This window comes from Vibrio sp. QJM3NY_27, assembly GCF_057785955.1.
Window position 1 is genome coordinate 1569325 of record NZ_CM173511.1, and the last position, 26592, is coordinate 1595916.

The 26592-nt window shown below is 44.2% G+C and carries 23 protein-coding genes; 14 read left to right on the forward strand and 9 right to left on the reverse strand.

Features of this window, described 5'->3' with window-relative positions:
- Window positions 1–91 precede the first annotated feature (91 nt).
- The 5 genes from AC3CIA_RS07085 to AC3CIA_RS07105 all read right to left on the reverse strand — a co-directional run bounded on the left by AC3CIA_RS07085 (window position 92) and on the right by AC3CIA_RS07105 (window position 8093).
- Window positions 92–1672, reverse strand: coding sequence for a M91 family zinc metallopeptidase (locus tag AC3CIA_RS07085; RefSeq protein ID WP_488518883.1), 1581 nt, complete (start codon window positions 1670–1672; stop codon window positions 92–94).
- 43 nt (window positions 1673–1715) lie between these two features.
- On the reverse strand, window positions 1716–3995 hold the full coding sequence (locus AC3CIA_RS07090; protein WP_488518767.1) for a hypothetical protein: 2280 nt from the start codon (window positions 3993–3995) through the stop codon (window positions 1716–1718).
- Between the two features lie 176 nt (window positions 3996–4171).
- The gene (locus AC3CIA_RS07095; RefSeq protein WP_488518768.1) at window positions 4172–5641 is read right to left on the reverse strand and encodes an aerolysin family beta-barrel pore-forming toxin; all 1470 of its coding nucleotides are present in this window, start codon (window positions 5639–5641) and stop codon (window positions 4172–4174) included.
- A 463-nt stretch (window positions 5642–6104) separates the two neighbouring features.
- Window positions 6105–6866, reverse strand: coding sequence for a YdcF family protein (locus AC3CIA_RS07100; RefSeq protein ID WP_488518769.1), 762 nt, complete (start codon window positions 6864–6866; stop codon window positions 6105–6107).
- Between the two features lie 318 nt (window positions 6867–7184).
- A complete protein-coding gene (locus tag AC3CIA_RS07105) occupies window positions 7185–8093 on the reverse strand; it encodes a LysR family transcriptional regulator (RefSeq protein ID WP_488518770.1) in 909 nt (302 codons plus the stop codon).
- Window positions 8094–8225: 132 nt separating this feature from the next.
- On the opposite strand from AC3CIA_RS07105, the gene AC3CIA_RS07110 reads away from it, so the two are divergent.
- Window positions 8226–9236 carry an aldo/keto reductase gene (locus AC3CIA_RS07110; protein WP_065205372.1) on the forward strand — a complete coding sequence of 337 codons (1011 nt, stop codon included), beginning with the start codon at window positions 8226–8228 and terminating at the stop codon, window positions 9234–9236.
- A gap of 9 nt (window positions 9237–9245) precedes the next feature.
- The gene (locus AC3CIA_RS07115) at window positions 9246–9638 is read left to right on the forward strand and encodes a GlcG/HbpS family heme-binding protein (RefSeq protein ID WP_065205371.1); all 393 of its coding nucleotides are present in this window, start codon (window positions 9246–9248) and stop codon (window positions 9636–9638) included.
- A gap of 114 nt (window positions 9639–9752) precedes the next feature.
- On the opposite strand, the gene AC3CIA_RS07120 is transcribed toward AC3CIA_RS07115, so the two are convergent.
- Window positions 9753–11126 (reverse strand): L-cystine transporter, encoded by a 1374-nt coding sequence (locus tag AC3CIA_RS07120; protein WP_017077997.1) that lies wholly within the window; start codon window positions 11124–11126, stop codon window positions 9753–9755.
- Window positions 11127–11310: 184 nt separating this feature from the next.
- Window positions 11311–12006 carry an NAD-dependent epimerase/dehydratase family protein gene (locus AC3CIA_RS07125; RefSeq protein ID WP_054546449.1) on the reverse strand — a complete coding sequence of 232 codons (696 nt, stop codon included), beginning with the start codon at window positions 12004–12006 and terminating at the stop codon, window positions 11311–11313.
- Window positions 12007–12651: 645 nt separating this feature from the next.
- Here AC3CIA_RS07125 and AC3CIA_RS07130 point away from each other — a divergent pair.
- The 9 genes from AC3CIA_RS07130 (at window position 12652) to btuD (ending at window position 21531) form a co-directional block, all read left to right on the forward strand.
- Entirely contained in the window at window positions 12652–13263 is a 612-nt protein-coding gene (locus AC3CIA_RS07130; protein WP_054546448.1) for a flavin reductase family protein, read from the forward strand.
- Window positions 13264–13307: 44 nt separating this feature from the next.
- Window positions 13308–14363, forward strand: coding sequence for a nicotinate-nucleotide--dimethylbenzimidazole phosphoribosyltransferase (gene cobT, locus AC3CIA_RS07135; RefSeq protein WP_488518771.1), 1056 nt, complete (start codon window positions 13308–13310; stop codon window positions 14361–14363).
- Window positions 14363–15169, forward strand: a complete 807-nt coding sequence (locus tag AC3CIA_RS07140; protein ID WP_488518772.1) for an adenosylcobinamide-GDP ribazoletransferase — start codon at window positions 14363–14365, stop codon at window positions 15167–15169. Before cobT ends, AC3CIA_RS07140 begins: the two co-directional genes overlap by 1 nt.
- Window positions 15170–15178: 9 nt before the next feature.
- Window positions 15179–15781, forward strand: coding sequence for a bifunctional adenosylcobinamide kinase/adenosylcobinamide-phosphate guanylyltransferase (gene cobU / locus AC3CIA_RS07145; RefSeq protein WP_488518773.1), 603 nt, complete (start codon window positions 15179–15181; stop codon window positions 15779–15781).
- A gap of 9 nt (window positions 15782–15790) precedes the next feature.
- The gene (cobC, locus tag AC3CIA_RS07150) at window positions 15791–16408 is read left to right on the forward strand and encodes an alpha-ribazole phosphatase family protein (RefSeq protein WP_488518774.1); all 618 of its coding nucleotides are present in this window, start codon (window positions 15791–15793) and stop codon (window positions 16406–16408) included.
- Window positions 16409–16554: 146 nt separating this feature from the next.
- Entirely contained in the window at window positions 16555–18351 is a 1797-nt protein-coding gene (locus tag AC3CIA_RS07155) for a M3 family oligoendopeptidase (protein WP_488518775.1), read from the forward strand.
- A gap of 277 nt (window positions 18352–18628) precedes the next feature.
- Window positions 18629–19657 (forward strand): succinylglutamate desuccinylase, encoded by a 1029-nt coding sequence (locus tag AC3CIA_RS07160; protein WP_428783440.1) that lies wholly within the window; start codon window positions 18629–18631, stop codon window positions 19655–19657.
- Window positions 19658–19790: 133 nt separating this feature from the next.
- Window positions 19791–20786 carry a vitamin B12 ABC transporter permease BtuC gene (gene btuC, locus AC3CIA_RS07165; protein WP_004734896.1) on the forward strand — a complete coding sequence of 332 codons (996 nt, stop codon included), beginning with the start codon at window positions 19791–19793 and terminating at the stop codon, window positions 20784–20786.
- Entirely contained in the window at window positions 20773–21531 is a 759-nt protein-coding gene (btuD, locus tag AC3CIA_RS07170; RefSeq protein WP_368084362.1) for a vitamin B12 ABC transporter ATP-binding protein BtuD, read from the forward strand. The genes btuC and btuD overlap by 14 nt, the downstream gene beginning before the upstream one ends.
- Window positions 21532–21583: 52 nt before the next feature.
- Here the strand turns inward: btuD and AC3CIA_RS07175 are convergent, their stop codons facing one another.
- Window positions 21584–21997, reverse strand: a complete 414-nt coding sequence (locus tag AC3CIA_RS07175) for a RidA family protein (RefSeq protein ID WP_017057425.1) — start codon at window positions 21995–21997, stop codon at window positions 21584–21586.
- Between the two features lie 26 nt (window positions 21998–22023).
- On the reverse strand, window positions 22024–22959 hold the full coding sequence (locus AC3CIA_RS07180; RefSeq protein ID WP_488518776.1) for an NADP-dependent oxidoreductase: 936 nt from the start codon (window positions 22957–22959) through the stop codon (window positions 22024–22026).
- A 184-nt stretch (window positions 22960–23143) separates the two neighbouring features.
- Between AC3CIA_RS07180 and AC3CIA_RS07185 the strand changes: the two genes are divergently transcribed.
- The 3 genes from AC3CIA_RS07185 to AC3CIA_RS07195 all read left to right on the forward strand — a co-directional run bounded on the left by AC3CIA_RS07185 (window position 23144) and on the right by AC3CIA_RS07195 (window position 26433).
- A complete protein-coding gene (locus AC3CIA_RS07185) occupies window positions 23144–24070 on the forward strand; it encodes a LysR family transcriptional regulator (RefSeq protein WP_488518777.1) in 927 nt (308 codons plus the stop codon).
- 165 nt (window positions 24071–24235) lie between these two features.
- Window positions 24236–24595, forward strand: coding sequence for a DUF6559 family protein (locus AC3CIA_RS07190; RefSeq protein ID WP_488518778.1), 360 nt, complete (start codon window positions 24236–24238; stop codon window positions 24593–24595).
- Between the two features lie 371 nt (window positions 24596–24966).
- Window positions 24967–26433, forward strand: coding sequence for a lytic polysaccharide monooxygenase (locus AC3CIA_RS07195; RefSeq protein ID WP_488518884.1), 1467 nt, complete (start codon window positions 24967–24969; stop codon window positions 26431–26433).
- The last annotated feature ends 159 nt before the right edge of the window (window positions 26434–26592 follow it).

Genomic DNA, 26592 nt, shown 5'->3' on the forward strand with positions numbered 1-26592 from the left:
GGGTTTATTTGTCATAACCCCGCTACTTGTTGCTGTGCTTGGCCACAGAAAGGAGCAGCGATATAAGTTGCTTCGTGTTCGACAATGCTGTTTATTGGATGCTACATATATTGAAGCGAGAGCGACTACCTCCACCTAGCATTTTCACATTCTCTTTGTTGCTAAGTGCCTTCCAGGCGGTACTTTCTTCCGCACTGAGATTTGAAGGTTGATAATCTAAGTTAGCGTATCTGGATACAACCACTTGTTTATCCATGCTTTCAGATAGGCTATCGATTACATTAGTTGTCACTTTCCCATCGGAGTAGGCCATGACCAAAACTTCATCATTTTCCTCAAGTGCTGAGACTAACGTGCTTTCATTGTCTTTGCTGTATTGAACATCACTGTAACCTTGGTCTGCGTCTGTCTGTTTGCCTGAAATTGAACGATAAAGAAGGCTCTTTTTACGTTTATTTAAGGAGCTAAGTGGGGTCTCATTCTGCTTGCTATAAATATTGACCACTTTAATATCGTTTTGAGCAGCGTATTTCAGAATTGAACTTTGGTTTCCGAGTCCTCGGCGTGTTAGCGCTGGTGAATTTTGCAAGCTTTGAGATAAGCGTTGTTCGGTAGCATCAACGATAACAATCGCAGGTTTGTTACCTTCACTTATCGATTTCTTTAGTACTTGTCTAACTTCGATATGTGCCATTTTCCCTTCTACAGTATCCCAGTTCGGTGCATGCTGAGGTGTTGCGGATGGTCTTGTTTCAAGCGTATATGGCTTGTAGTCGTAGTGCTCTTTCGGCCAATAAGTATTTCTTTTTGCTTTTCCCAAATCGTCAGCCAAATGAAATTCACTCACGATCTTTTCATTTTTTAAATACGCCTTAGGTTTTTCTTGTCCTAGCGCTTTCCATTGGAAGTACATCTCTTCACGAAGGTTGATGATTGACTGCCTGGCACTACTGATTTCCGTAACGGGATCTCGACCGTGTTCAGCATTGTTGTAGTGAGTAATTCCTGTGGTCTGATATTCATAATTTGGAATCACATACTCTGTCGCTTTATTGGTGTCTGGGTGTCGGTGAGACAGAGGCGCATTACCTTGAGGTACGGCACCGGAAGAGAAGTCTCTCGCGTGTATGAGTTCATGGCCTAATGCGACGGTTTGATCAAACGCTGTCTCTGTTCCTGGAATATTGACCATCTCCGTGGTGGAGAAGTAAACCGTATTCGAGACCCCCTTACCATTAAACTGTCGCTGCCAAGCTAGCGAGGCCTTTTGTTGATCTTCAAATTTAGAGGGTATCGTCTCAAAGAGTCTTCCTGGTCCTTCTGGTTCTCTTATCACAGTGACAACCGTAGTATTAGAGTGGTCGATCCCCATTGTATGTTCAATTAATGGTTCAACACCGTCGTGAGGCGCATTGACCGGAACGTAGGTAGCGATTTGTCGTAAAATTTCTCGTCCAGTTTGTGACAACTGTAGCTTGCGTATTAACACGCTTATATCTGCAAGGTATGCGTCACTCTTTGTTTGTACGTAGAGGTTTCTAGACATGCGATAAAGTTTACCGTGGGTGTTTGAGTTGTACCCAGCAATCACTTTTACGCCATCCGGAGCGTCATAAAAGAGGCCGAATTCTGAGCCTTTTCCAGCATATACATTCATTGGGTCAACAAGCATTAAAAGTACTGAAAGAGTTAAGAACATCTTAGTTTTCATTGGCTTATTCCTCTAATGCGATTTGTAATTCAATCCAATCTTCGAGTTCTTTGAGGAGCAGATGGTTGAGATGTGGGAGCATGGTGAATTCTTCTTGTTTAATGATTAACCCAAGCTGCCTAATTGCAGACTCGAGATCTCCTTGGCTCAACGCTATTTTTATATTCGCGAGTTGGGCCCAGAGGGCATGTGAAGATACATAGCCTACTTGTTGTTCCAGTTCATCTTGATGCTCATCGGAAAGGTAGCTCAGGTGCAGAGGAGAAAGCGTGCTGTTGAACAGTTGATGTTGACTGTTAGGAGATACATTGAATTCTGACAGCTGATGTTGCGCGATTTGTAGATAGAGCGAAAGATCGCCTAATAAATATTGAAGTTGATTGGCATTCGTCGTCTTCATTGCCTTTTCAATGATGCTTTCAATAGCGCTTTGAAAGTTTTGATCAAAGTTAGTACTTGGCTGCGACATCACGTCATCGAGTATGTCTGCCATTTTAGGGGCATAAAACCTAAGATTTGCTGCAGAGTATACACTTGGATACGGTAACGAGTAATTGAGAGAGCGGATGTAAGACATTGAAATAGCGAGCTTGAATTGAGGTTGAATAAAATGTTTAAAAATTTCATATTGTTTGATTTGATCTAACACTCCGCCGCTCGGTCGCTCTGTTAGCAGCAGTTCATACCAACGGCTAATCTCATACCAACTTTTACGAACATTTGGATCAGAGCTGTCAATTCCTTTGCTATCTAAGTATTCGCTGAAAGGCGTTTGGTAGCTAAGAATCTGGATGTTCGCTAACTCGGACACTAGCTCTTCAAATAGTTTATTCGATGACTGGCCAGATATATAAGCGCTAGCGGTGTTGATCAGCTGAGTTCTAAATAAGCCTGCTGGCCAACCATTAACAACCCTCGATGCAATATGCTGTTCGACATTAAATCCTACCTTTTTTAGCAACAATTCGGATAACTCAGGATCCTTTTTAGGGTGGTAAGTATCGTACAATGGACCAGAGTCTTTACATGCATCTAGAGAAGCTTGAATACCGCCTGGGGCAATGGAAGGAACACCCCAGCAAGTTCTTGCGGGGCGGACTTCTACAGTTGCTGTACTGAGTTGTTCCTCGCTCAGGTAATCGATATCCCACATTTCTTTCGCATACTCTCTCAATCCACTTTGCCTTACTTGAAATTCCAATATACTTCGGTTGATTTTGCTGTGTGTAATGATCGATACCACGTGAGGCTTTGACCTTTCTATGAGCCGTTTAATTGTGTTCTCTCTATGTGTGGATAGTCGGCGCAAAGCAATTTCAACAAGTTCTCTTTTCTTGCTATGTATATTCAAAGCGAGCTCGTTATAGTCATCTGCGTTCAGTTTATTAATCAGATCATCGATGCGTGCTGGTCCTTCAATGCGAATACAGCGTTCGAGCGCTGTTAAAGAGTCTTGAGCATTTTGGCATAGCGGCTGGTGTAGATTTGAATTAGGGGAAACATGCCCGATTGACTTCAACAGTTCTAAATCAATTCGGGCCATTTGTTTAGATAACTGCCTGTCATACGCTGAAGCTAACCGGCGATACTCAGTGTCTGCTTCAAGAAGCAGGTTATCTATATACATAGAGGCAGTGAGCTTGACATGATCGTCGTATTTATTGATGAGTTCGATGGCATCTTGTTTTGAATGATGGAAACGAGAAAATTCTGATGAGTGGTTGGTAAACACGTAATGCGATTGGTTTTCAAATTCGGTGATTTTTTCTTTGGCTGAGAAGTACTTAATGTCATTCGATAATAGGTTTAGCTCATCACCAACTAGAGGAATGAGAGAAAAAATAGAAGCCGTTTTGTCGAGTTGAGTCGAAGATTCTTGAGAGAATGTTTGGACCATGTTGTCGACCCAAAAGCCCACCGCAACAGCATCTCCGATTGGCCCTAAGACTTCCAAAGTAGAAGAACCGGCCTGACCCAACCGATTGATTAGGCTTTCTTGGCTCAACGAGCTTTCGAATGTTTGTGGGACGTTAGCCAACGCTTTTTCTGTTTGTGGCCATGCTGATGTGAAAGATTGCGTGTGCGCATCGTGTTCAAGTTCGCCTAACGCAGTACCAAACTGTGGTTCCAAATAAAGCTCATTTCGAGACCATAAAGAGGCACGATCATTGTTTATTGTGTCTAGTGATTGGGTATCCTGAACTCCATTGCTTAAGCAAAGCGCGGCTGACATGGGGCTGTATAGTATGGCGACAAACCGCCATAACGTGTTTTTGTTTTTCATAGTTAACTTTTTCTTGGAGTGAATAGCTGGCCGTATTTATCGAGATAAAGGTTCACCCATAAACAAGAGCCTCGTTTGGGTGCCGATACGCAGGAGTGTTTTGGCTTTTTTGATTGAGGGGTTGCAAAAAGCTCACCACCAGTGTGGTGAACCTAGATTGGGGAATATGAGTTTGCTTACTGCTGCACAGGGTTAATCATAAGTTGAGCATCTAGATACCCAAGTTGAGCGAAAGTGTCAGGGTTGAAATCAGTCACTATTTTAATATCACCCGCGTAGTAGGTTTCGTGATTGTTGAACGTCGTTGTATCGAATGAATCAACAGAATGCTCAGCGCCGATATCTATCATCCCTGAATATTGAGATTCAGCACTGAATTGACCAGACACGTGAGAGTAGAACGGACGCACACTGGCACCTGCGGCATATTGCATGCTACTCAGCCCATTTGTGTTGATTGCCCAACTCCAGTCCCACCATTTCATTTCACCAGGTATATAGCGATGGTCCCATTGGTAGCGAATATTGGCTTGCTTTTCGCTGTTGGTGCCCATCGTAAAGGTGTGCGAGACAGTAGGGCGGTTTGTTGGGTGGGAGCTTAGCGCATTGCCGCTATAACGGAGGAAACCTGTGAAGTTCACGTCGTAACTCATGCTCGTTTTGATACGGTACGGGTATGAAATGGTAGAGCGCAAGAACTCAACCTGAAAGGGAAGTACTGAGTTCGCTGGTACAGTGATGATGGCTTGTAGGTCAGTCGGCTCAAAGCGAGAGCCACTGTTGGTATCAGAGAAGCGCTGGCCTCCTTCTAGCACGACTCTTACCTCTGTTTTTCGAACTTGCGGCCAATGAAAGGTCTCATCAATGACGACTGAATCAGCAAGGTCGAAGCGCTGTGTTTTACTCCATTGTGTTGATTGCTTAAAATGAAGGTCAACGACGATTTGTTTCGGCTGATCAGTCTTGTTAATAGCATAAGCTGTAAGGGTGTTGACCAGCTCTTGGTTAGTTTCTTCTACCGAGCCGTGCCAAAACGCAGTGTTATCGAGTACGTAAGAGAAGTTATCGACAGTGATGGTTGTCTTCTCATTACAACGCTCACCGGTACAGCTTCCATTGTTATTCCCTTTGATCTCCCAACCATTGTTAAGCGGTTTTATTGCCATATCTTGACCGACGTAACGCCCGTTATTACCGCTAACCCAAGCGTACCCAAGACTATGAGCTAAGTAACTTAGCGGCCTGATAAAGTTCGTGTCGTCATTGACTAAAGCTCGTTGAACTTCAAGGTTACTGTTCTCTTGAGTAGCTTGTGCTTCGTAGTATGGCAAGCCCGCTTCTGGTGTATTGGGGTAGCACCAGGTTTTGTCGCTTGGTTGACCTGGTTTAATGAGGCCATGATAGCCGGAGCCCATGATCACCCAATCATGCTGAAGGCCAACAACGTCCCAAACATTCATACGGGATATCAGTGCTGTTTTATGTTCTTGAGCTTCTGAATTGTTGAGAGCGCGATAGTCGAAACGACAGATATCTTCTCCAAGTTTATCTAAGACGATTTGGTCTGAGTATATCTTCGCATGAGCAGTAAAAGAGATTACCGATAGGGCAGTGCTAAATAGAATGGTTCTACTGACGTTAATCATTAATAAGTTCCTAAATGCCATTATTTGGCTATTTTTATTAGAATCGAGTTATTAGATTTTATTGATATTATTTAAAGCCGAGGGTTACTAGCGGGGTGTACTCTGTCATATAAAACAATGCCAAAAACACTGAAATGAATTGAAAATAAATACTTATAATTATCAGCTAGTTATGTTGATTGGATTGTTGTTTTATAAAGGATTATTGCGATTGTTTTCAATTAGTTTCAACTATCAAAATATTAGGTGGTTGATTGTTGAACGTTTATATTTTCGTAGCCTGCTATTTGAAAATTGGCTGAGTGATTAGCTAGCAGGAATGGTTGCCGAACGGCAAGAACAGACGTAAATGAGAATAAGAAATGGTGTTGTGATAGGCAGGATCAAAAAATGCAGCCAATAACCTTTCGGTTGTTGCTGCATCTTTGTTTTATATGGCTCTAGTTAACTCAATTGAACGTGTTTAAGCATCACCTGGCTGTTCGCGTTTACTGTTCCAACCCATAAAGTTGTAGATGTTGTAACGAGCAAAGCCTATCTGTTCATGCAAAGCAAAATCTGTGACCGCAAAGTTGTACCATAGTGGTAACCACGAAACTTGAGCTGCCATATAATCGGCTCTTACTGGAATAACATTTAAGCCGAAGTGGTTGAAGTAGAGCTCGCTGCGACGAATATGCAGGCCAGACGAAACTAACACAATGTTATCGAATTTATGATGCTTCATTAGATCACTAGTGAGCTGTGCATTCTTCCAAGTGTTTACGCTATTTGGCTCTTGAATGATGTCACGTATTGGAACGCCAAGTCTCAGCAATTGTTGTTGATAAACTTCTGCTTCAGTTACACCATTATTTTGTGCATCGCCACCACTGATGATAATTGTGCATGTGGTTTGGGTTTTGGCGCAATCTTTATATTGGCTTGCCGCTTCGTTGATTCTGCCGAAAGAGAAAAAGGCTGGCTCGAACTCTTGCGTGCTTTTAATTAACTGCGTTCCCGCGCCCAGAAGAACAATAGCGTTATTGCCAGACCATTGGATATCAGGCTTACTTTCGTAATCAGTTTGTAGGTCGTTCAGTAAGTAACGAGGAATTAAGCCTGAACCAATCAACACAAATGACGATATAAGAACAAGAGATAAAAACAGAGAGGTTTTTCGCCACTCAAGTAAACGTGTAAAGCCTACGAATAGCAGAAGAAGTAATAATATAATAAAGCTCATGAGGATCCTGTTATCGAACTGGTGCCAAAATGATGTGACATACTGAAGCGGTGCATCATATATCAGTTATGTTAGTCGTTCATAGCTAACTCATTGTATTGTTGAACAAATGCACGATTTCTTTCTATTAAACACAATCATCGATGAGAACATTCTAAAAATCGCTTTATTATTGTTCGATAATCCCATTCTAAATATAGGTATATAAATCAAGAAAGTTATTTAAACCTTATTTCGTGTTATTTGATTTATCTGTTCATCGGTTTCCGTTTTTTCAACTCGTTAACTCAGCTTTCATATTCTTAAACTACCAAACCTTCAAGCTCTTAAATGATCGAGCTCTCCAGTTTTCAAGCTCTCAAAGTAATGCTGAACAAATTTAACGAACACTTGGTGTTTCTTTGCAGGATAAATAACTTGCGGATAGAAAAGATAAATACTGTTGCCTTGTTGCAGGCATTCATCAGGCAGCACTCGCTCTAATTCTCCAAGCTCGACCTCTTTTGCGACGTAATAACTTGCGATACGGATGATGCCACTGCCTGCCATAGCTTGTTGCTTAAGTAAGTGGTTGTCATTACTTGAAAGCCAACCGGACACATCAATATTTGCCGATTTTAAAGGCCACTCGGTTTGGTGCAGCGTTGCTAAGCATTGATGGTCATTTAAGTCGTTAGCATTGTTGGGGCGGCCAAACTGATCAAGATAGCCGGGAGTCGCGACTAAATCATGCTGATAGCTAATCAAGTGTTTCGCCACCATGTTGTCAGGTGGCGTATTGGTGGCGCGAAACGCGATATCGATATCATCTTGGTTGAGATTAAAGTTGGTGTAGCTACTGTTTATCTCGAAACGGATCTCAGGGTATTGTTGCCTAAACTGTTGGCAGATATCGAATAGATATACCTCAGTAAACATCTTTGGCGCAGTGAGGCGTAATAGACCTTTTACGATGTCATGTTGCTCCGAAACGCTGCGTTCAAGCTGTAAGACTTGCGAGCGAATCGTTAAGCCTTGTTGTAACGCGCGGTCGCCTTCTTGGGTTAAACGAACACTGCGTGTGGTTCTGACCAAAAGCGGGCACTGTAAGTCGTTCTCTAAACGTTTGATCTGCTCAGAAAGGTAGCTCTTAGAGATACCGAGCTTTTCGGCTGCCTTGGTAAAGTTGAGTTGCTGAGCAAGTTCTACAAACAGGATCAGTCGTTCTATTCTTTTGTGTTCGTTCATTTGCGCGTTCCTACCTATCTATTGCTCGTCATATCAAACAATCATTTCGTAACTAGCATATTCTGTTTTTTAAAAAGAACAATATGATAGAGGCATATTTCTGGTCAGCAAATCTTCTAAGCGAGAATCGATATGACGAACAGCATTGAATCTACAAACAAAACGAATGAGAAAAAGAGTATCCCGTTATCAAATTATTTGCCGAATGTCGGCCAAGTTGCCTATGGCTGCATGGGGTTAGGTGGTGGCTGGAATGATAATCTAGTGACAAGTGCGGATGTTGCTCAAACACGAAGCGTAATCGACACAGCATTAGAATCGGGTATTAATTTATTCGACCATGCGGACATCTATACCTTCAGCAAAGCCGAGCAAGCCTTTGGTCAAGCATTACAACAAGCGCCTGAACTGAGAGAGCAGATGTTCATTCAATCTAAGTGTGGGATTCGTTTTGAAGGTGAGGGCAATGTTGGTCGTTATGATTTCTCGGCTGATTGGGTAAGCCAATCGGTAGACGGTATTCTCAACCGATTGAATACTGAAAAACTCGATGTGCTGCTATTACATCGTCCTGATCCTCTGATGGAACTTGATGAGCTGGCAAGAGTGTTAGAGCACTTAAAAGCGCAAGGTAAGGTCGATTTCTTTGGTGTGTCGAACATGAACAGCCACCAAATTCAGTACCTACAATCTGCGCTCGGGCAGCCCATTGTCGCGAATCAAATTGAGATGAGCTTAACCAAGCTGGATTGGTTGAATGATGGGGTGATGATTAACTCGCAAGGGCATCATCAATCAGATTTCGCCGCAGGCACACTAGAACATTGCCAAATGAATAACATCCAACTGCAAGCTTGGGGCTGTTTGGCACAAGGTCGATTTGCTGAGCAAGGTTTGTATTCAGAACATGAAAACGTGAAAAAGACGGCGCACTACGTGGCTCAGTTAGCGAACCAATATGGGGTAGAAAGTGAAGCGATTGTGTTGGCATTTTTGCTTCGTCACCCTGCTCGTATCCAACCTGTTATTGGCACCACAAACCTAGAGCGAATCAAAGCTTCATCAGTAGCGACTCAGATAAGTCTGTCTCGTGAAGAGTGGTACAACTTATACGTGTACTCACGTGGTCAAGCACTGCCATAAGGAATGAACATGTTGAATCAAAAGATCGCACAACAGTTGGTGTCTAACGCTCTCGATATTGCTGAGCATCATCAACAAGCAATTGCGGTGAGCGTGTGTGATACGCACGGAGAGTTATTGGCGTTTATTCGCATGGATAATGTGAGCGTACAAGCCGGGTTGTTAGCACAGAACAAAGCTTATACGTCTGCAAGAGACAGGCAGCCAAGTGGTAACTTAGGTGTTTGGGCGAGAGAAACTGGTAAAGACTTAAGTTACTGGACCGACTCAAAGATCACTGGCTTTAAAGGCGGTGTTCCCATTGAGATAAAGGGGCAGGTGATTGGCGCAATTGGCATCAGCGGATTGAGTGAAGATGACGATGAATCGCTCGCCGAAAAAGTGATCCAACGAGTGCTCTAAGCGCTGTTGCTTGTGAAGTAACTGAAGCTAGAAACGACAAATAATAAAAAACCGATGCATGTGCATCGGTTTTTTTGTTTAAAGAGGCTCAAGTTAATGAATCAATTGAATCCATTAAGCGTTCGCTTGTTCTAGATCCTGTTGCTTGTCTTTCTTACCCAATAGGCGACTTGTGATCGTACCGGCTGTCATTGCACCAGATACGTTAAGCGCTGTACGTGCCATATCGATAAGTGGTTCGATAGAGATAAGCAGTGCTGCAATCGTTACTGGAAGCCCCATAGCGGGTAGCACGATAAGTGCCGCGAATGTTGCACCGCCACCCACACCCGCGATACCGAATGAGCTCACTGTAATGATAGCAATTAGAGACAGAATGAAGTTGATGTCCATTGGGTCGATACCAACCGTAGGCGCAACCATGACTGCTAGCATTGCAGGGTAGATACCCGCACAACCATTCTGACCAATCGTCGCACCGAAAGTAGCAGACAGGTTAGCAATCGCTGGTGGCACATTTAGCTTAGTGATTTGAGCTTCAACGTTCAGTGGAATCGTTGCAGCAGAACTACGTGAAGTGAAAGCGAACGTTAGGACCGGCCAGATTTTTTGGAAGTACTCTTTCGGGTTTACACCAACAAAAGAGACCAACACACCGTGGACAACAAACATCAGGATGATTGCGACGTAAGAAGCAACGATGAAACCCAGTAAGCTTAGGATGTCAGAAGCACTTGATGTTGCTACAACTTTCGCCATTAAAGCAGCGATGCCGTATGGCGTGAGTGCCATAATCATCTTAACTAAGCGCATAACGATAGATTGCGCAGCGTCAACGAAAGTACGGATCGGTGATTCTAGCTCTTCTTTCTCAGCCATTACTTTACGAGCAGCAATACCTGTTAGAACGCCGAAGATAACAACCGCAATGATAGACGTAGAGCGAGCGCCCGTTAGATCTGCAAACGGGTTGGTCGGAATGAAACTAACCAGCATTTGTGGAATGGTTAGGTCTGAAACACTTCCCATGCGGCTTTCTAGTGTTGCAATACGAGCTGTTTCACGAGCGCCCTCTGTTAAGCCTTCAGCAGAAAGGCCGAATGCTTGCGCCACTGCAATACCAACAATCGCAGAGATCGCTGTTGTGGCGAGTAATACTGAAATAGTGATACCAGAAATCTTGCCCAGTGAACCGCCTTTTTCAAGCTTCACTACAGCCGCAATCATTGAAACCAAGACTAATGGCATGATTACCATTTTAAGCAATCCAACGTAACCACGGCCAACGATGTTTACCCAGTCTAGCGTCTCTTTGATGATGGGATTGCCTTCACCAAATAGCAGCTGTAGACCAAGACCAAATGCACTACCAAAAACTAAACCAAGTAAAACGAGGCGAGAAAGTGTGTTTTCTTTTTTCTGCTGTCCGTAGAGAAAAAAGAGGATACCAGTGAATACCGCTAAGGCAGCGATAGCTGAAAATGACATTTGTTTTCCTTATGAATAACTCTAAATCAATTAAGCACCTAGATGTATAGGTGTCAGTACTGCTGCTAAAATAACGTTCTGTTACAAAACGTAAAATAAGGAAAAGTAATTTATTAGAACGATTAGTAATATCCACTCAATGGGATGGGTGGATATTCAACATTGTGATGAATAGGTGAGCTTTTTAGCGATATTTTGCCAATAAATTGAGCATGTCACTTGACGAGTAAATTTCGGTATTTTTAAAATTATTTTCGAATAATCGGAACAACATTGCCTTCGCGACGTCTTCCGCTTGAATAGGGCGTAGGTTTTTGAACTGACCAAACATAAAGGGAGAGACTAAAGGAAAGATGCTTTGCAGGAGTTTTTCATCGGCTCTTGGTTCATCACGTTCACCAACCAGCGGCCCCGGACGTGCGATGAAAAGCTGCTTGAAGCCAATACGTTTTAAGTTTTGCTCCATTTGCCCTTTGCAACGAAGGTAATGTGAATAAGAATCTGGTGAAGCGCCATAGCTCGAAACAACGGCAACGCGTTGTACTCCAAGAAACTTCATCGACTGTGCAACCTGGCTAACCAATTCAACATCGACTTTGCGAAGTGCTTCTTTTGACCCTGCCTTTTTCTTAGTCGTACCTAAGCAGATAACGCCAAGTTTAGGCGTCGCATTCGTATCATCCCAACTCGTGACTTGCAGGTCATTATGAATGAGTGTGTGGAGTTTATTGGAGTCAAATTGTGCATGGAGTGATCTTCGGGATAACGCATAGATATTGTCGACCGCGGGCTCATCAATGAGCTGCCTCATCACATGATGACCAATTAGCCCTGTTGCACCAGCCACAACAACCGATGTTTTGTCTCCAGCAATGCTCATTCTAATCCCTTATTCACTCCACAAGTGCTTGTTTAATATAAACAGTGTTTGAATTTTAAGCGAATAAAAGTTTGTTAAACGAGTGGTCAGTAGTGTGTGGGGAGTCACCTGTTTATGGAAAAAGAGATGATTTAGTTTGGCTTGACGCATAAGTACGGCGTTAAACATAACAAAGCCCGCTGGGCGACGGGCTTTGTTACTTACTTTACTGCTTTCTAGGTGAAGGATAGTGGGATTTTCCTTACCTTTTTGCTGGTTTTCTTACTTGATTTATTTGGTTTTCTTTTACTTGAGTTTGGAATCATTACACCTCCTAAATCGTTGTTCTGTTTTGTCTTTCAATCGATTGTCTTCTTTGTGTAGCGTCAGTGTTGTGGGCTTTCACTGTATGGGTACTTATCAATGGAGAGATTAATAAGTACTTTAGATAAAGCATAAACGATGCCAAAATGTAAGTTATTGATAAATCTATTATCAGCATTGTGGGTGTTTGCGGGTTCGTCAATTTGATTGTCAATTTGAGAAAAACTCAGCGAGATCTGTTTAAATTAAGAACACTCTCTACGGTTTCTATTGATTAGGCATAGATACAGCATTGCTTAACACGTAAACTGAGTCGTAATTCACATAGACCAAGGACGTGCTATGAACCTCAAGCTTGATACTCTTGCTCCCACTCAGATTTATCACCTGATGACACAAACCGTTGTTCCTCGCCCTATTGCGTGGGCATTGACGGAATCTTCTGAACAAGAGTACAACCTAGCGCCTTTCTCTTATTTCACGCCAGTTTCCAGTAATCCGCCGCTACTGATGTTATCGGTCGGGAAGAAACCGTCTGGCGAAATCAAAGATACCACTCGTAACGCACTAGAAACGGGTAAGCTAGTGATTCACATTGCTTCTTCAAGTTCTGCCGAAACAATGACAGCAACAGCAGCCACTCTCGATCATGGTGATTCTGAAGTCACCGCGAATGATATTGAGCTGGTTGAATTTGAGGGCTTTTCTTTACCGAGAGTAAAAGAGTGCGCGGTCGCTTTTGGCTGCACCTTGTACGAAGTAAAAGAAGTTGGAGAGGTGCCACAAAGCCTTATCTTTGCTCAAGTCGAAACCGTGTACATTGCCGAAGACGTGATCGATAAAGAGAGTGAACGTCTTAAGATTGATGCGCTGGCATTGGATCCACTGTCGAGACTTGGTGGTGGTGAATACGCGACGCTTTCTAATGTGTTCTCTGTTGCTCGCCCAAAATAGCCAATCCTAAATTAACGTACCTAGAATAAGCGTTTTTAAAAACTATGTTAGATACCCAATACTCGCAGTACATCCAACACCGTATTGACCAAAAAACCAAGCCACTCGGTGCGCTTGGCTTACTAGAAAAAGTCGCTCATCAATTGGCATTGATTCAGAGCCAAGGCAAAGAAGCTGCGGTTGAACACATCGAATTGAATAAGCCAAGTATCATCATTTTTGCTGGCGACCATGGCATAGCAGATGAAGGCGTGAGTATTGCTCCAAGTGCCGTGACACAGCAGATGGTGTTGAACTTCTTAAGCGGTGGCGCGGCGATCAATTGCTTCTGTGCGGTGAATAATATCGATATCACGGTAGTCGACACGGGGATATTGTTGCCTGTGGAATCTGACAGTGACATGCTGATATCCCAGCGCTTGGGTACGCGAACCAATAACTTTGCCAATGAAGCGGCAATGAGTTTAGAAACTGTTGAACGTGGCATTGAACTGGGTACAGAGCTTGTATCTAGAACCATTTCGAATGGCACCAATATAATCATGTTTGGTGAAATGGGCATCGGTAATACCAGCAGCGCATCAGCGATCTTAAGTGCATTATCGAATCGTGCTGCAGCGGAGTGTGTCGGCCTAGGCACTGGCATCAACAATGAACAGCTTGCACGTAAAGTGGCTGTGGTTGAGCAAGGTGTTGCTCGCTGCAAAGGCTTGGACCTTAAAGAAGTTAAAGATATTAAAGATATTAAAGAGGTACTAGCTCAGGTCGGCGGTTATGAAATCGTTCAAATGGTCGGTGCTTTCCTTAGCGCTTATCAAGACAAGACCCCTGTACTGGTCGATGGTTTTATCGTGTCAGTCGCTGCGTATGTTGCGACTTTAATTGAACCGAGTTGCCGTGATTACATGATCTTTGCTCATCGCTCTGAAGAGTCAGGGCACAAAATTCTATTAGAACTGCTAGACGCTGAGCCACTGCTCGATCTTGGATTGAGACTAGGCGAGGGCACGGGTGCTGCGCTAGCTATGCCCATTATTCGTGCGGCAGCCGAGTTCTACAACAACATGGCGAGCTTCGAAAGTGCAGGAGTCACTGTTTAATGAGTGATGCACCAGAAGGATCATTGAAAGATCGCTGCACATACCAATGGGAACTTTTTTCGTTAGCGATGGGCTTCTTTTCTCGCTTACCAATGCCGAAGAACACGCCTTACTCATCAGAGCGAATGAATCGTTCTGGTCGCTACTTTTCAACGGTTGGTTTGTTACTTGGTGTTCTGTGTGGCGGTGTGTTCTTGCTACTTGATGCCATATTGCCGAGTGTAGTGGCGATCTTTTTGATGATGAGTTTTAGCTTGATGCTCACTGGTGCTTTTCATGAAGACGGCTTAACCGATATGGCGGATGGTATTGGCGGCGGCATGACTCTAGAACGCCGTTTGACCATTATGAAAGACAGTCGAATTGGTACTTATGGCGCGTCTGCACTGGTTATGGCTCTGCTTGGTAAGTGGGTGCTATTAAGCGAGCTCGTGAACATGACAGCCTTGTTCATGGTTATCGTTACCAGTTATACCTTTAGTCGCGCAATTGCTGCGTCACTTATCTATGACATGCCCTATGTCAGCGATTTAGATACCAGTAAAAGTAAGCCATTGGCCAATAAGCAAACTAGGGGCGAACTTGTCTTTCTATTGCTTGTTGGCGTTCTGCCAAGCCTGTGGTTTGGTCTTGAATTCGCTTTGGTTTTATCTGTCGTCGCCTATCTGTTCAGAACTGGTTTCAGAAAGTGGTTAACGGCTCGAATTGGCGGCTTTACCGGCGACTGCTTGGGGGCAGCTCAACAGTTGATGGAGTTACTGATTTACCTTGTATTCATTACTGCATTTTACAATGGCTTTCGATAACGGTTTCCTATGACAAACACAAATCAAACAATTCAATCAAGCCAGCGAAACAGCCATCTGGTATTGGGCGGGGCTCGTTCTGGCAAGTCGAGTTTTGCAGAACAACAAGCATTATGTGCGCTTGAAGCATGTTCAAATGGGCGTTTGCATTACATTGCGACCGCCACTTATCTAGACGACGAAATGCGTGAGCGTATCGCCCATCATAAAGACCGTCGCGGTGAGCAATGGATTGAACATGAAGTGCCCGTCGAATTAGCCACGAAACTGCAGTCGTTTAACCAAGATGATGTGGTGCTGATTGACTGTCTAACATTGTGGCTGAACAACATCATCTTTGAACTGGGTGAGGATGCGACTAATGAGCAAGTCGAAGCTGTGGTTGAAGCCTTGGTTAGAAGTGTAGAGCAAAGCCCTGCGCAAATTATCATGGTGTCTAACGAAGTCGGGCTTGGCGTGGTTCCGCTGGGTAAAGTATCGCGCTTGTTTGTAGACAATGCGGGGCGAATGAACCAAGCATTGGCTCGCGTTGTCGAACGAGTTACGTTGATAGCCGCCGGATTGCCACTGCACTTAAAACCATCTAATCATTCGCTTGATACTCAAGGTTAGGTCGCACATATGGTCAATGGAACAACTAAAAATATCTATTTGCTGCGACACGGCAAGGTTGAAGGGAAAGCTGCATTGAATGGTTTATCTGACGTGTTGGTTAACCCAAACCTTCAACAGCAGATTTGCGATGCGTTGGCTCAGTACGATGTCGCTTTCGATGGTGCTATTACCTCGCCACTCAGACGATGTGGTGATCTTGCGAGCTTGTTTGCAGAGCGTATGTCAGTGCCTTTAGCAGTTGCACCAGACTTTCAGGAAATGAACTTCGGTGAAGTAGATGGTGTCCCATTTGATGAACTTGAAGACAAGTGGGGAATGTTAGAAACCTTTTGGCAAGATCCTGCTAATCATCAATTAACTGGCGCAGAAAGTTTACAGGGCTTCCACGACAGAGTAACTCAAGCTTGGTCGCAACTTTTGAATGATCCAAGTGACAATATATTGTTGGTTACTCATGGTGGTGTGATTCGCATATTGTTAGCGCACTGCCTTGATATTGATTGGAAAAACCCGAGTCTGTACTCGAAGTTGTCGATAGGAAACGCATCGATAACGCATATTCAAATCACTCAGTTTGCGCAGAGTTTTATCAGTGTAAAGTCGATAGGGTTACCTGTTCTCTGAGTGTTAAAAATACACGGTTTTAAGAATTAACAATCTATTAGAACTGTAAATAGAAATAGAAATAGAAGTATAAATAGAAGTATAAAGCGGCGTTTACAGTCGCTATACCAGATTGGTATTACTACCTACGTGAAAGGAATTTAGTCATGACAACTCCAAGTTGGGATTTAAGCATTGCTTATCGCGATCTTGATGATGCAAAAATCGAACAAGACATCGAACTGATTCAACAGTGTATTGAACTGTTGTACCTGCATGTTGAAAAGCGTCATATTATCCTAGCGATGCAAAACGCCATTCAAACTTCTGAAGCGGCAGGCACGTTACTGAGCACGATCAACACCTTCGCTAATTGCCACGCATCGGTAGACGCGACGCACACAGAAGCCAAAGCACTACTTGGTCGTGTAGCGAAGCTGAACTCTGAAATGTCTCAAGCGTTTAGCCCTTACGAAGACACGCTAATTCACGCAGAACCTGAATTTTTGAATGCCGTATTAGAGCATGATAGTGCCGATGTAGCAGGGCAACGCTTTGCTATCGAAAGCTCACGTAAGTTATCAAGCAGTCGACTCAGTGTTGCTGAAGAGCAGTTATTAGCCGCGATGAAGGTTGATGGCCGTGACGGATGGGGGCGTTTATACGATAACCTAACCGGTTCTTTAAAACTGTCGCTAAAGCTGGACGGTGAAGATGAAGCTCTAGGCTTTTCACAAGCCGCGAGCCTGTTGTACGGCAGCGAATTCGACAAACAAGAACCGGCATGGCGCGCGGTTCAAGGCGCAATGAAGACCCATCAAGAGTCTTTTGCTTCGATCCTAAACGCATTGGCTGGATGGCGACTGACTGAAAACAAGAAGCGCTCGAAGATAAGCGACGTACATTTCCTAGATCCAAGCCTACACGGCAGCCGCATTGTGCCTGAAACGCTAGACACCATGATGTCGGTAGCAAAGGCAAATCGAGCAGTAGGACAGAAAGCAGGCCTGTTAATGGCAAGAGTTCACGGGCTCGATGAAATGAAGCCTTGGAACCATTTAGCAGCGATGCCACCGCTGGGTGACAGCGAATCTAAGGTTTATCCATTTGATGAAGCGATCGACGTGATTAAAACCGCCTTCGCTGAAGTAAATCCAGAGATGGCTGATTTCGTCGCATTAATGGTTGAGAACGGTTGGATTGATGCCGCACCAGCAGCCAACAAACGTTTAGGCGCGTACTGCACTAAGTTTGCCGCGACACGCACGCCACTTGTGTTCATGACATGGAGTGGCAGTCGCTCTGACTTAATGACACTGGCACACGAGTTGGGCCACGCATTCCATAACTGGGTAATGAAAGACATGCCGTTGTGTCAAACTCGCTACCCAATGACGCTAGCAGAAACTGCTTCGATCTTTGCTGAAAACATCGTTCGTGACCATCTATTGAAGCAAGCACAAACACGTAATGAGAAACTTGAAATGCTGTGGGAAGAGCTTTCTTCTTCTTTGGCATTAATGGTGAACATTCCCGTTCGTTTTGAGTTTGAGAAAGCCTTCTACGAGCAGCGTGAAAAAGGCGAGCTCACGGCTCAGCAGCTGTGTGACTTGATGGAAACAACTTGGAAAGAGTGGTACGGCGATGCAATGACAGAAGCCGACCCTTATTTCTGGGCGAGCAAGTTGCACTTCAGCATCTCTCAAGTGAGCTTTTATAACTATCCATACCTGTTCGGTTATCTGTTCAGTAAAGGTGTTTACGCTCAGCGTGATGCGAAAGGTGAGCAATTCTACGGCGATTACGTGTCGTTGCTTCGTGATACGGGCAGCATGATGGCGGAAGAAGTCGTTCAGAAGCACTTAGGAATGGACCTGACTCAAGCTGATTTTTGGCAACAAAGCATCGACATGGTCAAAGTTCAAATCGATGAATTTGAAAGATTGCTCGATCAGGAAGATTAATTGATCTCAATCTGTTCATGGCAGGTAAGAGCTGTGTTAGCTTACGTGGCTCTTATCTTGCTGACATGACTTGAGAAAAGCTGAGACAACCAAAATTGCTTTAAATAGAAAAAGTTATTTGGAACAGATGTCGGTTAGTAAAATCAGCAGGTAATACAAAAATATATGGGTAGTATTTGTGAGTGATAACGGAGTTTCTATTGATAAGTGCGATCCTAGCAACACAATTTCTATGTACAATTTATTAACATACGGCCGTGCAATTAAGGAGTAACGCATGACGAAGACCCTCTTTCGCCAATCATTTCTTTTTGACAGCCTAGATCTTGAGCAAGAAGTGGTTGCAGGACAGACCGTACTGAGTAACGGTGTTCAAATTAAGCTTCATCAACGCGGTGTATTGGAAGTGATTCCCGCTGAGTATAATTCTGAAACCAAGAACATCATCTTTTCAACAGGTGTTCATGGCGACGAAACTTCACCAATGGAGCTGATTGATAAGCTCATTGAGGATATTGAAACAGGCTTCCAAGTAGTGACAGCAAGATGTTTGTTCATCATTGCTCACCCAGAAGCAACCAATGCGCATACTCGTTTTCTTGATGTGAATATGAACCGTCTGTTTGATGAAAAACAGCACGATAGTAATCGAGAAGTGGATATCGCGAAGAACCTTAAGTACTTGGTTACTGAGTTTTACAAGGAAACGGTACCTGCGACTCGTTGGCACTTAGATTTGCACTGCGCAATCCGTTTATCTAAGCATTACTCGTTCGCGGTGAGCCCTAAGGTTCGCCACGAAGTACGTAATAAAGAGCTTTTCGATTTCATCAACAGTGCCCACGTTGAAGCTGTGTTGCTGTCGAATGCGCCAACGAGCACTTTCAGTTGGTACAGCGCTGAAAACTTTGAAGCGCAAGCACTGACAATGGAATTGGGTCAGGTCGCAAAAATTGGTGAGAACCAACTTGATAAGCTCACTGCTTTTGATTTGGCAATGCGTAACTTGATTGCTGAAGCTGAGCCTGAGCACCTGCCTAAGCGAACTATCATGTATCGTGTGAGCCGCACTATTGTTCGTTTGCACGATGACTTTGATTTCATGTTCTCTGATTCTGTAGAGAACTTTACCGCGTTCAAGCACGGTGAAGTATTTGGTCATGATGGTGATAAGCCATTGATGGCGAAGAATGAAAACGAAGCCGTGGTATTCCCGAATCGAAACGTGGCTATCGGTCAACGAGCGGCCTTAATGGTGTGCGAAGTTGAAACGCGATTCGACCACGGTCAGCTTGTGTACGATTAATACTGAGCTGGGTTAAGGCAACGAAAACAACCGCTCAACTGGTTGAAATATCAAGGTTCACATTACGGTGTGAGCCTTGAGTTTATTTAGGGATACAGGTAAGGTTACGCGAACAATTTCAAAGTAGCTTGATATGGATTTCCAACAACTTCTTCACCAAAAACAGCGCAAATGGACCCGAGCCATTTATCTGATGGCAGCACTGCTTGTCGCGCTGAGTGCGATTTACCTAATGGTTGGCGATCTTTTCATTTCCCCTCTGGGCACATTGTCCACGTTAGAACAAAAACTTCTGATTGATTTACGCTTACCTCGATTATTAGCAGCGATTGCGATCGGGGCAGGGTTAGCTGTATCTGGCGCAAGCTTACAAGTCTTATTGGGTAACGTATTAGCAGAGCCAGGTGTGCTCGGCATTTCTGGTGGCGCAAGTTTGGCGATGGTTATTGTACTGTTCTTCTTGCCGTTTGCTCCTACTCCAGAACTGTTCATGATTGCCGCCGTTTTAGGCTCACTCTGTTTTACCGTTATTCTGGTGAGCATGGTCAAAACGATGCGACTGACTACGGCCAAATTATTGCTGGTGGGCGTGGCGCTAGGTATTCTTTCTGGCGCGATGGTGACATGGGCTTTCTACTTTAGTGATGACCTTAGTCTTCGTTTACTGATGTATTGGCTGATGGGCAGCTTAGGTGGCGTTACTTGGTATCAACACTCGCTCACTTTAGTGATGATCCCCGTGATTATTTGGTTGTGCCTGCAAGGTAGTAAGCTAGATAAGTTAATGATTGGCGAGACTCATGCTGCACAGTTAGGCGTGAACGTTCCGAGATTACGCTGGCGCTTGATCTTCGCTGTGTCTATTTTAGTCGGCTGCGCGGTTGCCTTAGGCGGCGTGATCAGCTTTGTTGGCTTGGTTGTGCCACACTTGTTGCGCTTAGCGATTGGTACTGACAACCGATACCTTCTTCCTTTGTCTGCCGTTGCCGGTGCAGCATTGCTTGTATTTGCTGATATTTGTGCAAGAACTTTACTAGATTCAGCAGAACTACCCTTGGGTGTGATGACCACCAGTATCGGTGCGCCTATCTTCATTTGGATGTTAATTAAAAATCATGATTCAAATTAAGAGCCTGAGCGTCGGCGCTCGTCTATTACCACTATCATTTGAGCTCAAGCAAGGGCAGGTGACTCATGTCATCGGTCCAAATGGCAGTGGCAAAAGTACCTTACTCGAAGCGATATCTGGCGTTGGTGATGGCTACAAAGGTGATATAAACCTCGACGGACAAGACTTGTCAGTATTATCACTGCAAGACTTGTCATTGCATCGTGCTTATCTTTGTCAAAGTGCAAGACCTGCCTTCAACTTGGAAGTGTTCCAGTACCTTGCGTTGTCACTGCCAAGTTCATCACACGGACTTGATATTGAAATCAACGCAGCTTTGGACGAAATCAGCCAGATGTTGGACATCACAGACAAACTCCATCGTTCAATTCAGACATTGTCTGGTGGTGAATGGCAACGCGTTCGTTTAGCGGGCATGTGCCTGCAAATTTGGCCGACGCTTAATCCTTACGCAAAGCTTCTGATCCTAGACGAACCTGCAGCTCCGTTGGATATTGCTCAAGAAGCGTTGCTGTATAAGCTTATCGAACGAGTGGCTGAGAAGGGCATTGCGGTTATTATGGCTAACCACGACCTGAACCGAACCTTAAGACATGCAGACCAAGTGTTGTTGCTCGACAAAGGCGTACTTCAAGCATCAGGTAGTGCAGAACAAGTTCTTACGCCTGAACAGCTAGAGTCCGTGTTCAACACTGAAGTCAAAAGTATCTCAGTCGATAATCAAACTTATCTGTTGTTTGGTTAAGCCTTTATCGTTTGGGTAAGACGGTTGAATTTAGGGTTGGAAAGCTCGGCAGTTATCGGGCTAACATCATCTCATATTCAACCATCATATCTGGCATCCCTAAACGCTGAACATAGCGCAACGTGCCTGTCGCTGGTTTTACTTCAACATCCCCTAAAAACTCTTCCCAGACATGAGCAATACCTTCGAATTGTGCAGAGTTTACTTCGTTGGTAAATGTCCAATCCGTCCTGACAATGTCGTTAACACTAAAGCCAGCTTCTTCTAAGAATGCCTTCATTTGGTCTAAAATCAATCGTGTTTGAGCAACAGGATCATTAGGGTGTTGAGTGATAAAGTCCGGGTTACAGTCAGCATGTCCTGTCACAAAGAATACTTCGCTGAATTCACTTAGTTTCAGTCCCCAACTAAACGCATTGCTCATATCGGGTAGGTTCTTATTACGAAAAGCTTGTTTAATGGCCATTTTATATCCTCTCTACTTGATAGTGTTTACAGCGAAACTTCCAATACGATTTTGCCACGAGCACGTTTCGATTTACTTAACTCCTGTGCTTGAGCGGCTTTAGATAGTGGGAACACCTTATCGATGTTCACTTTAATTACGCCATCATCAATTAAAGTGGCAATACGTTGTAGATCTCTGGCATTGGGTGAAACCCACCAACGTTGAAAATTTACGCCTAGTTGCAGTGGCAATGCGCTTTCAATGTCATCTAATAGTGAAACTACGTTGCCACCTTTTCGTACGACTTCGAGTGAACGCTCCGCGATGCCATCACCCCCAACAGCGACGAGCACAGCATCTAACTCATCAACAAGGTCTTCAAAGCGTTGAGTTTGATAATCGATGAATTGATCGACCCCTAAAGCCATTAAGTAGGCTTTGTTGCTGGCTGATGCTGTTCCGATAACATAAGCACCGAGCGCTTTCGCTATTTGAACCGCAAAGCTGCCAACACCTCCGGATGCATTGTGAATAAGGACACGTTGACCGGCTTTGAGTTGGCAGCCTTCAACAAGTGCTTGCCATGCTGTTGTTGCGGCCAATGGCACAGCTGCAGCGGTCACGATGTCGAGAGACTTGGGCGCTCTTGCTACTAAATCACTATCGACAGCAAGATATTCGGCGTAGGCGCCTTGTTCAGAAATGGGCGCATATACATAGACCTGCTCCCCAAGTTTAAGGTTGCTTACATTGTTGCCTTTTTCGACAACTTGCCCTGCTGCATCCCAGCCAACAATGAGTGGCATTTCATGTTGACCGCTAGCCTGTAAGAATCCCTCTCTTACCATCCAGTCGACAGGGTTTACCCCCGCGCCTTGTACTTTGATCAGCACTTGATTTGGTGTGATGGTGGGTTTCGCTATATCGCCGAACGTTAAGTTCTGCGCACTTCCATACTCTTCTAAATACACGGCTTTCATCGTATTTCCTTATAAGTGAGTCATCTGATTTGTTTTTCTACCAGCGGGTTAATCTGTTTGTGGAACTCACTTTGCCCAACTTGTTACTTATCGTCTAATTGATGATTGGTATAATATGCATTGATTAATATGATGAGTTTATCGATACTCATTCACTAACTCCCTGTGTAATTAGGCAAGTAAGATGGCTAATGTCGATCTGAATTTAATGGTTATTTTTGATGCAATCATGCAGGAAAGCTCGATTACCGTGGCCGCAGAACGATTGTCGATGACGCAACCGTCGGTATCGAACGCAGTCTCTCGAATGCGTCACGCTTGGAAAGATCCTTTATTCGTGAAACAAGGAAGAGGGATTCGCCCAACCCCTTACGCCGTCGAGTTGTGGAAAACGATTGGTGAGCCGTTAGAGGCAATACGGATCGCAACTGAGCGTGATGAGTTTCGTCCTGCGACGTTAAAGCGCACGTTTAGAATCGCAACCACAGATTGGATGGCAGACCTGTTTTGGCTGCCGTTAAAGCAACGAATAGAGCTTGAAGCGCCTGACGTTAATATTCACGCCGTACCTTACAACGTCAATGGAGAAAAGTTATTGCTCAGTGCCGATGTCGATATGGTTTTGGATTATTTCGAAGGCAACTCAGCTCAAGTTCAAACTCAACATCTGTTTGATAATCACTTTGTGTGCGCAATGCGTGCCGATCACGCGTTGGCTAGTGAAGAGCTATCGCTAAGTGCGTTTGCTAGCGCTGACCATTTGTTGCTCTCGTTATCAGGTGAAGCGACGGGCGGGGTAGACATGCTACTAGGACAGAAGGGAATGAAACGGCGCATCGCCATGACGGTGAACCACTGTTACTCCATACCTAAGTTGCTCATTAATACTGACATGATCACGACGATTCCATTGCCGATAATATCGGAGAGCGTGAGCAAGGGAGAACTGGTGATCAAGAAAACGCCATTCCTCATGCGGCCGGGGCCCATTTCAATGTCTTGGCATGTGCGGCATCAACGTGACCAAGGTACGTTATGGTTGCGTGAGAAAGTACTTAGTGTTCTGAATCATGGTTTACCTAAAAATTTACTTATTGATCCGTTTCAATGAGAAGCGGTGCAAAGTGTATTCGTCTCGAAATTGCCTTTTTGCATTGTTAATCAGTATATTACTGACGTTATATATTGAGCATCGTCATAAAGAGTGACATTCTAAGTGTTGCTCAAATCTGAACAACATTTGATGTGATATTTGTAAATTGAAAGAGGAACTAGAGTGTTTAGATATATTCAACGACGAAGAATCAAAAAGGTGATTAAGTTACTGTCTGCAAAGATGGTACAAAGTTACGGAAGCCGTGACTTTTTCTCGATTGGACAAGTTGAAACCAGCGCTCATGAACTAAGTAAACGCCAACAACAAATCGCATTGTCTTTGTTTGCGGATCCACAAGATCTTGATGTTGAATTGGTTCCCACTATCCAACTGTTACGTAATGATGTGTCTAACGACTTCTTCGGCGGCGAAGACTACACCGCACGTGATGTGCTCAACCTCTTGGGTGGAAGCGGCTGGAAGGGCGGTCGTATGGACGACGACATGTCACATCGCATGGGCATGCATAGCCGTTATTAATGCTCTTCTTATTATTTAACTTCCTGTATATCCCCAAAGCGGCTTAATCATAAAGTCGCTTTTTTATTCATTTTGAATGATGTTCCCTCAATCAACACAGAATACTGAAATGTCATAATTCGAAGCAACATCATCTATCTACAACGCATTTGTTTGAGTTGTGTGATGCTGATTCCTATCAATATAAAAACCCGCTGTTATTGATAAAATTGACGTATATATTTTTCGTTGTTCTTTAAGTCAGAAACTATAAACCTTCGAATTACAGTGCTGGTTGGTTAGTAACCAATTGGTTTTGTGTTTAGGGTAAAATAATAGAGAGTGGGAAAGTGACAACAATAAATAATAATATTCTAAAAGTAGCAGTAGGTATGGCTATGCTATCGAGTGTACCGTCAGTGGCAAACGCTCATGGTTGGTCTGAATTTCCAAGCGCACGTCAGAACACGTGTTACGAGCAAGGCGGGGTTTGGTCAGGTACACCACCAAATGCTGCATGTGCTCAAGCAAAAGATATTTCTGGTTCATACCCGTTCGTTCAACGTAACGAGTACGCGAAAAATATCCCAGATTTCAACAACATCAATGCTGTAAAATCGGCGATTCCTGACGGCACTTTATGTTACGCCAATGATTCGCAAAAACGCGGTATGGGTGCACCTCATACAGGCTGGACTCGAACCGAGCTAAGCACAGGTACATTTGAATATGTATTCAATGCGACAGCGCCACACAACCCTTCTTTCTGGGAGTTCTACCTAACGAAACCAAACGCAGACCTGAGCAAAGGCCTAGCGTGGGGGGACTTAGATCTTATCCAAGAAGTGGGGAATGTACCTGTAAGCGGTGGCAAATACCGTATCAACGTGACGATTCCTTCAGACCGCTCTGGCGACGCAATCTTATACGTACGTTGGCAACGTGACGATGCCGCGGGTGAAGGCTTCTACAACTGTTCTGACATCACTATCGCGGGTGGTACAACCCCTCCACCAGAGCCAGGTCCTGAGCCTGATCTAGTCCGTGGCGACCTGTTTGTTTCTGACCAGTTTGGTACGCCAGAAATTGGTGATACGGTTAAATACGACATAATCAACAAGTATGGTGAAGTAGCGCGTAGCTTCGACATCGCTATCGACGCTTTAAACGTTAATGATTGGGCTCGTTTGTTGGCTTCAGAAATTAATGGCTGGCATGAAGAGTTTAAGGATGGCGCGATCTTCATTGGTGACTGGCATGCTGAAATGCAGCACTACATGTACTTCCAAAACGATCCTTCTCGTAACTTCTTCAACTCAAAGGATAGCCGTGCTTCTGGTCAGTTAACGCTGATTGATGGTGGCGACGGTGGTGTTGAACCATTGAAAGGCGATATCTACGAATTAGTTAAGAGTGATAATGTAGTGAACGCTGGTGACAAGGTTGTCATTGCAACAAGTGAAGCAGCAAACCTAACTCAGACTCAAGGTTCTGCAGTTAGCATTCAAAATAACGGCACGGCTTCTATCGTAGTTGATACCAATGGCATCACCGCAAACGAAACTCTATCGTTTATGGCTAGCTCGATTGAAAGCGAGAGTGTTGAAACCTTCACGTTTGAAGTGATTGCTGATGACGGTGGCGTAACACCAGACCCAGATCCAACGCCGGATCCAGATCCGACTCCTGACCCTACGCCAGACCCAGGCACTTGGGACTCATCAGCAACTTACCTAGGCGGTGAAGTCGTGACTTACTCAAACCAGTCTTGGAAAGCACAGTGGTGGATCCAAGGTGGTACAAACCCTAAAGCGACCTACGAAAATGATCAGTGGGGCGTGTGGCGTCCAGCTAACTAATCTTAATTAGCGTTAGTTAGTTAGCTTTAAAGTAATAACCAAGGCACCACACTTTTTGACGAGTGTGGTGTCTTTTCTTATGGGAGAGATAAACAAGTCGACCGTGAAGAGAATTGCGTTTAGGGTAGGGCTTTGGTTTACCTCGAATGCTAAGTTCAC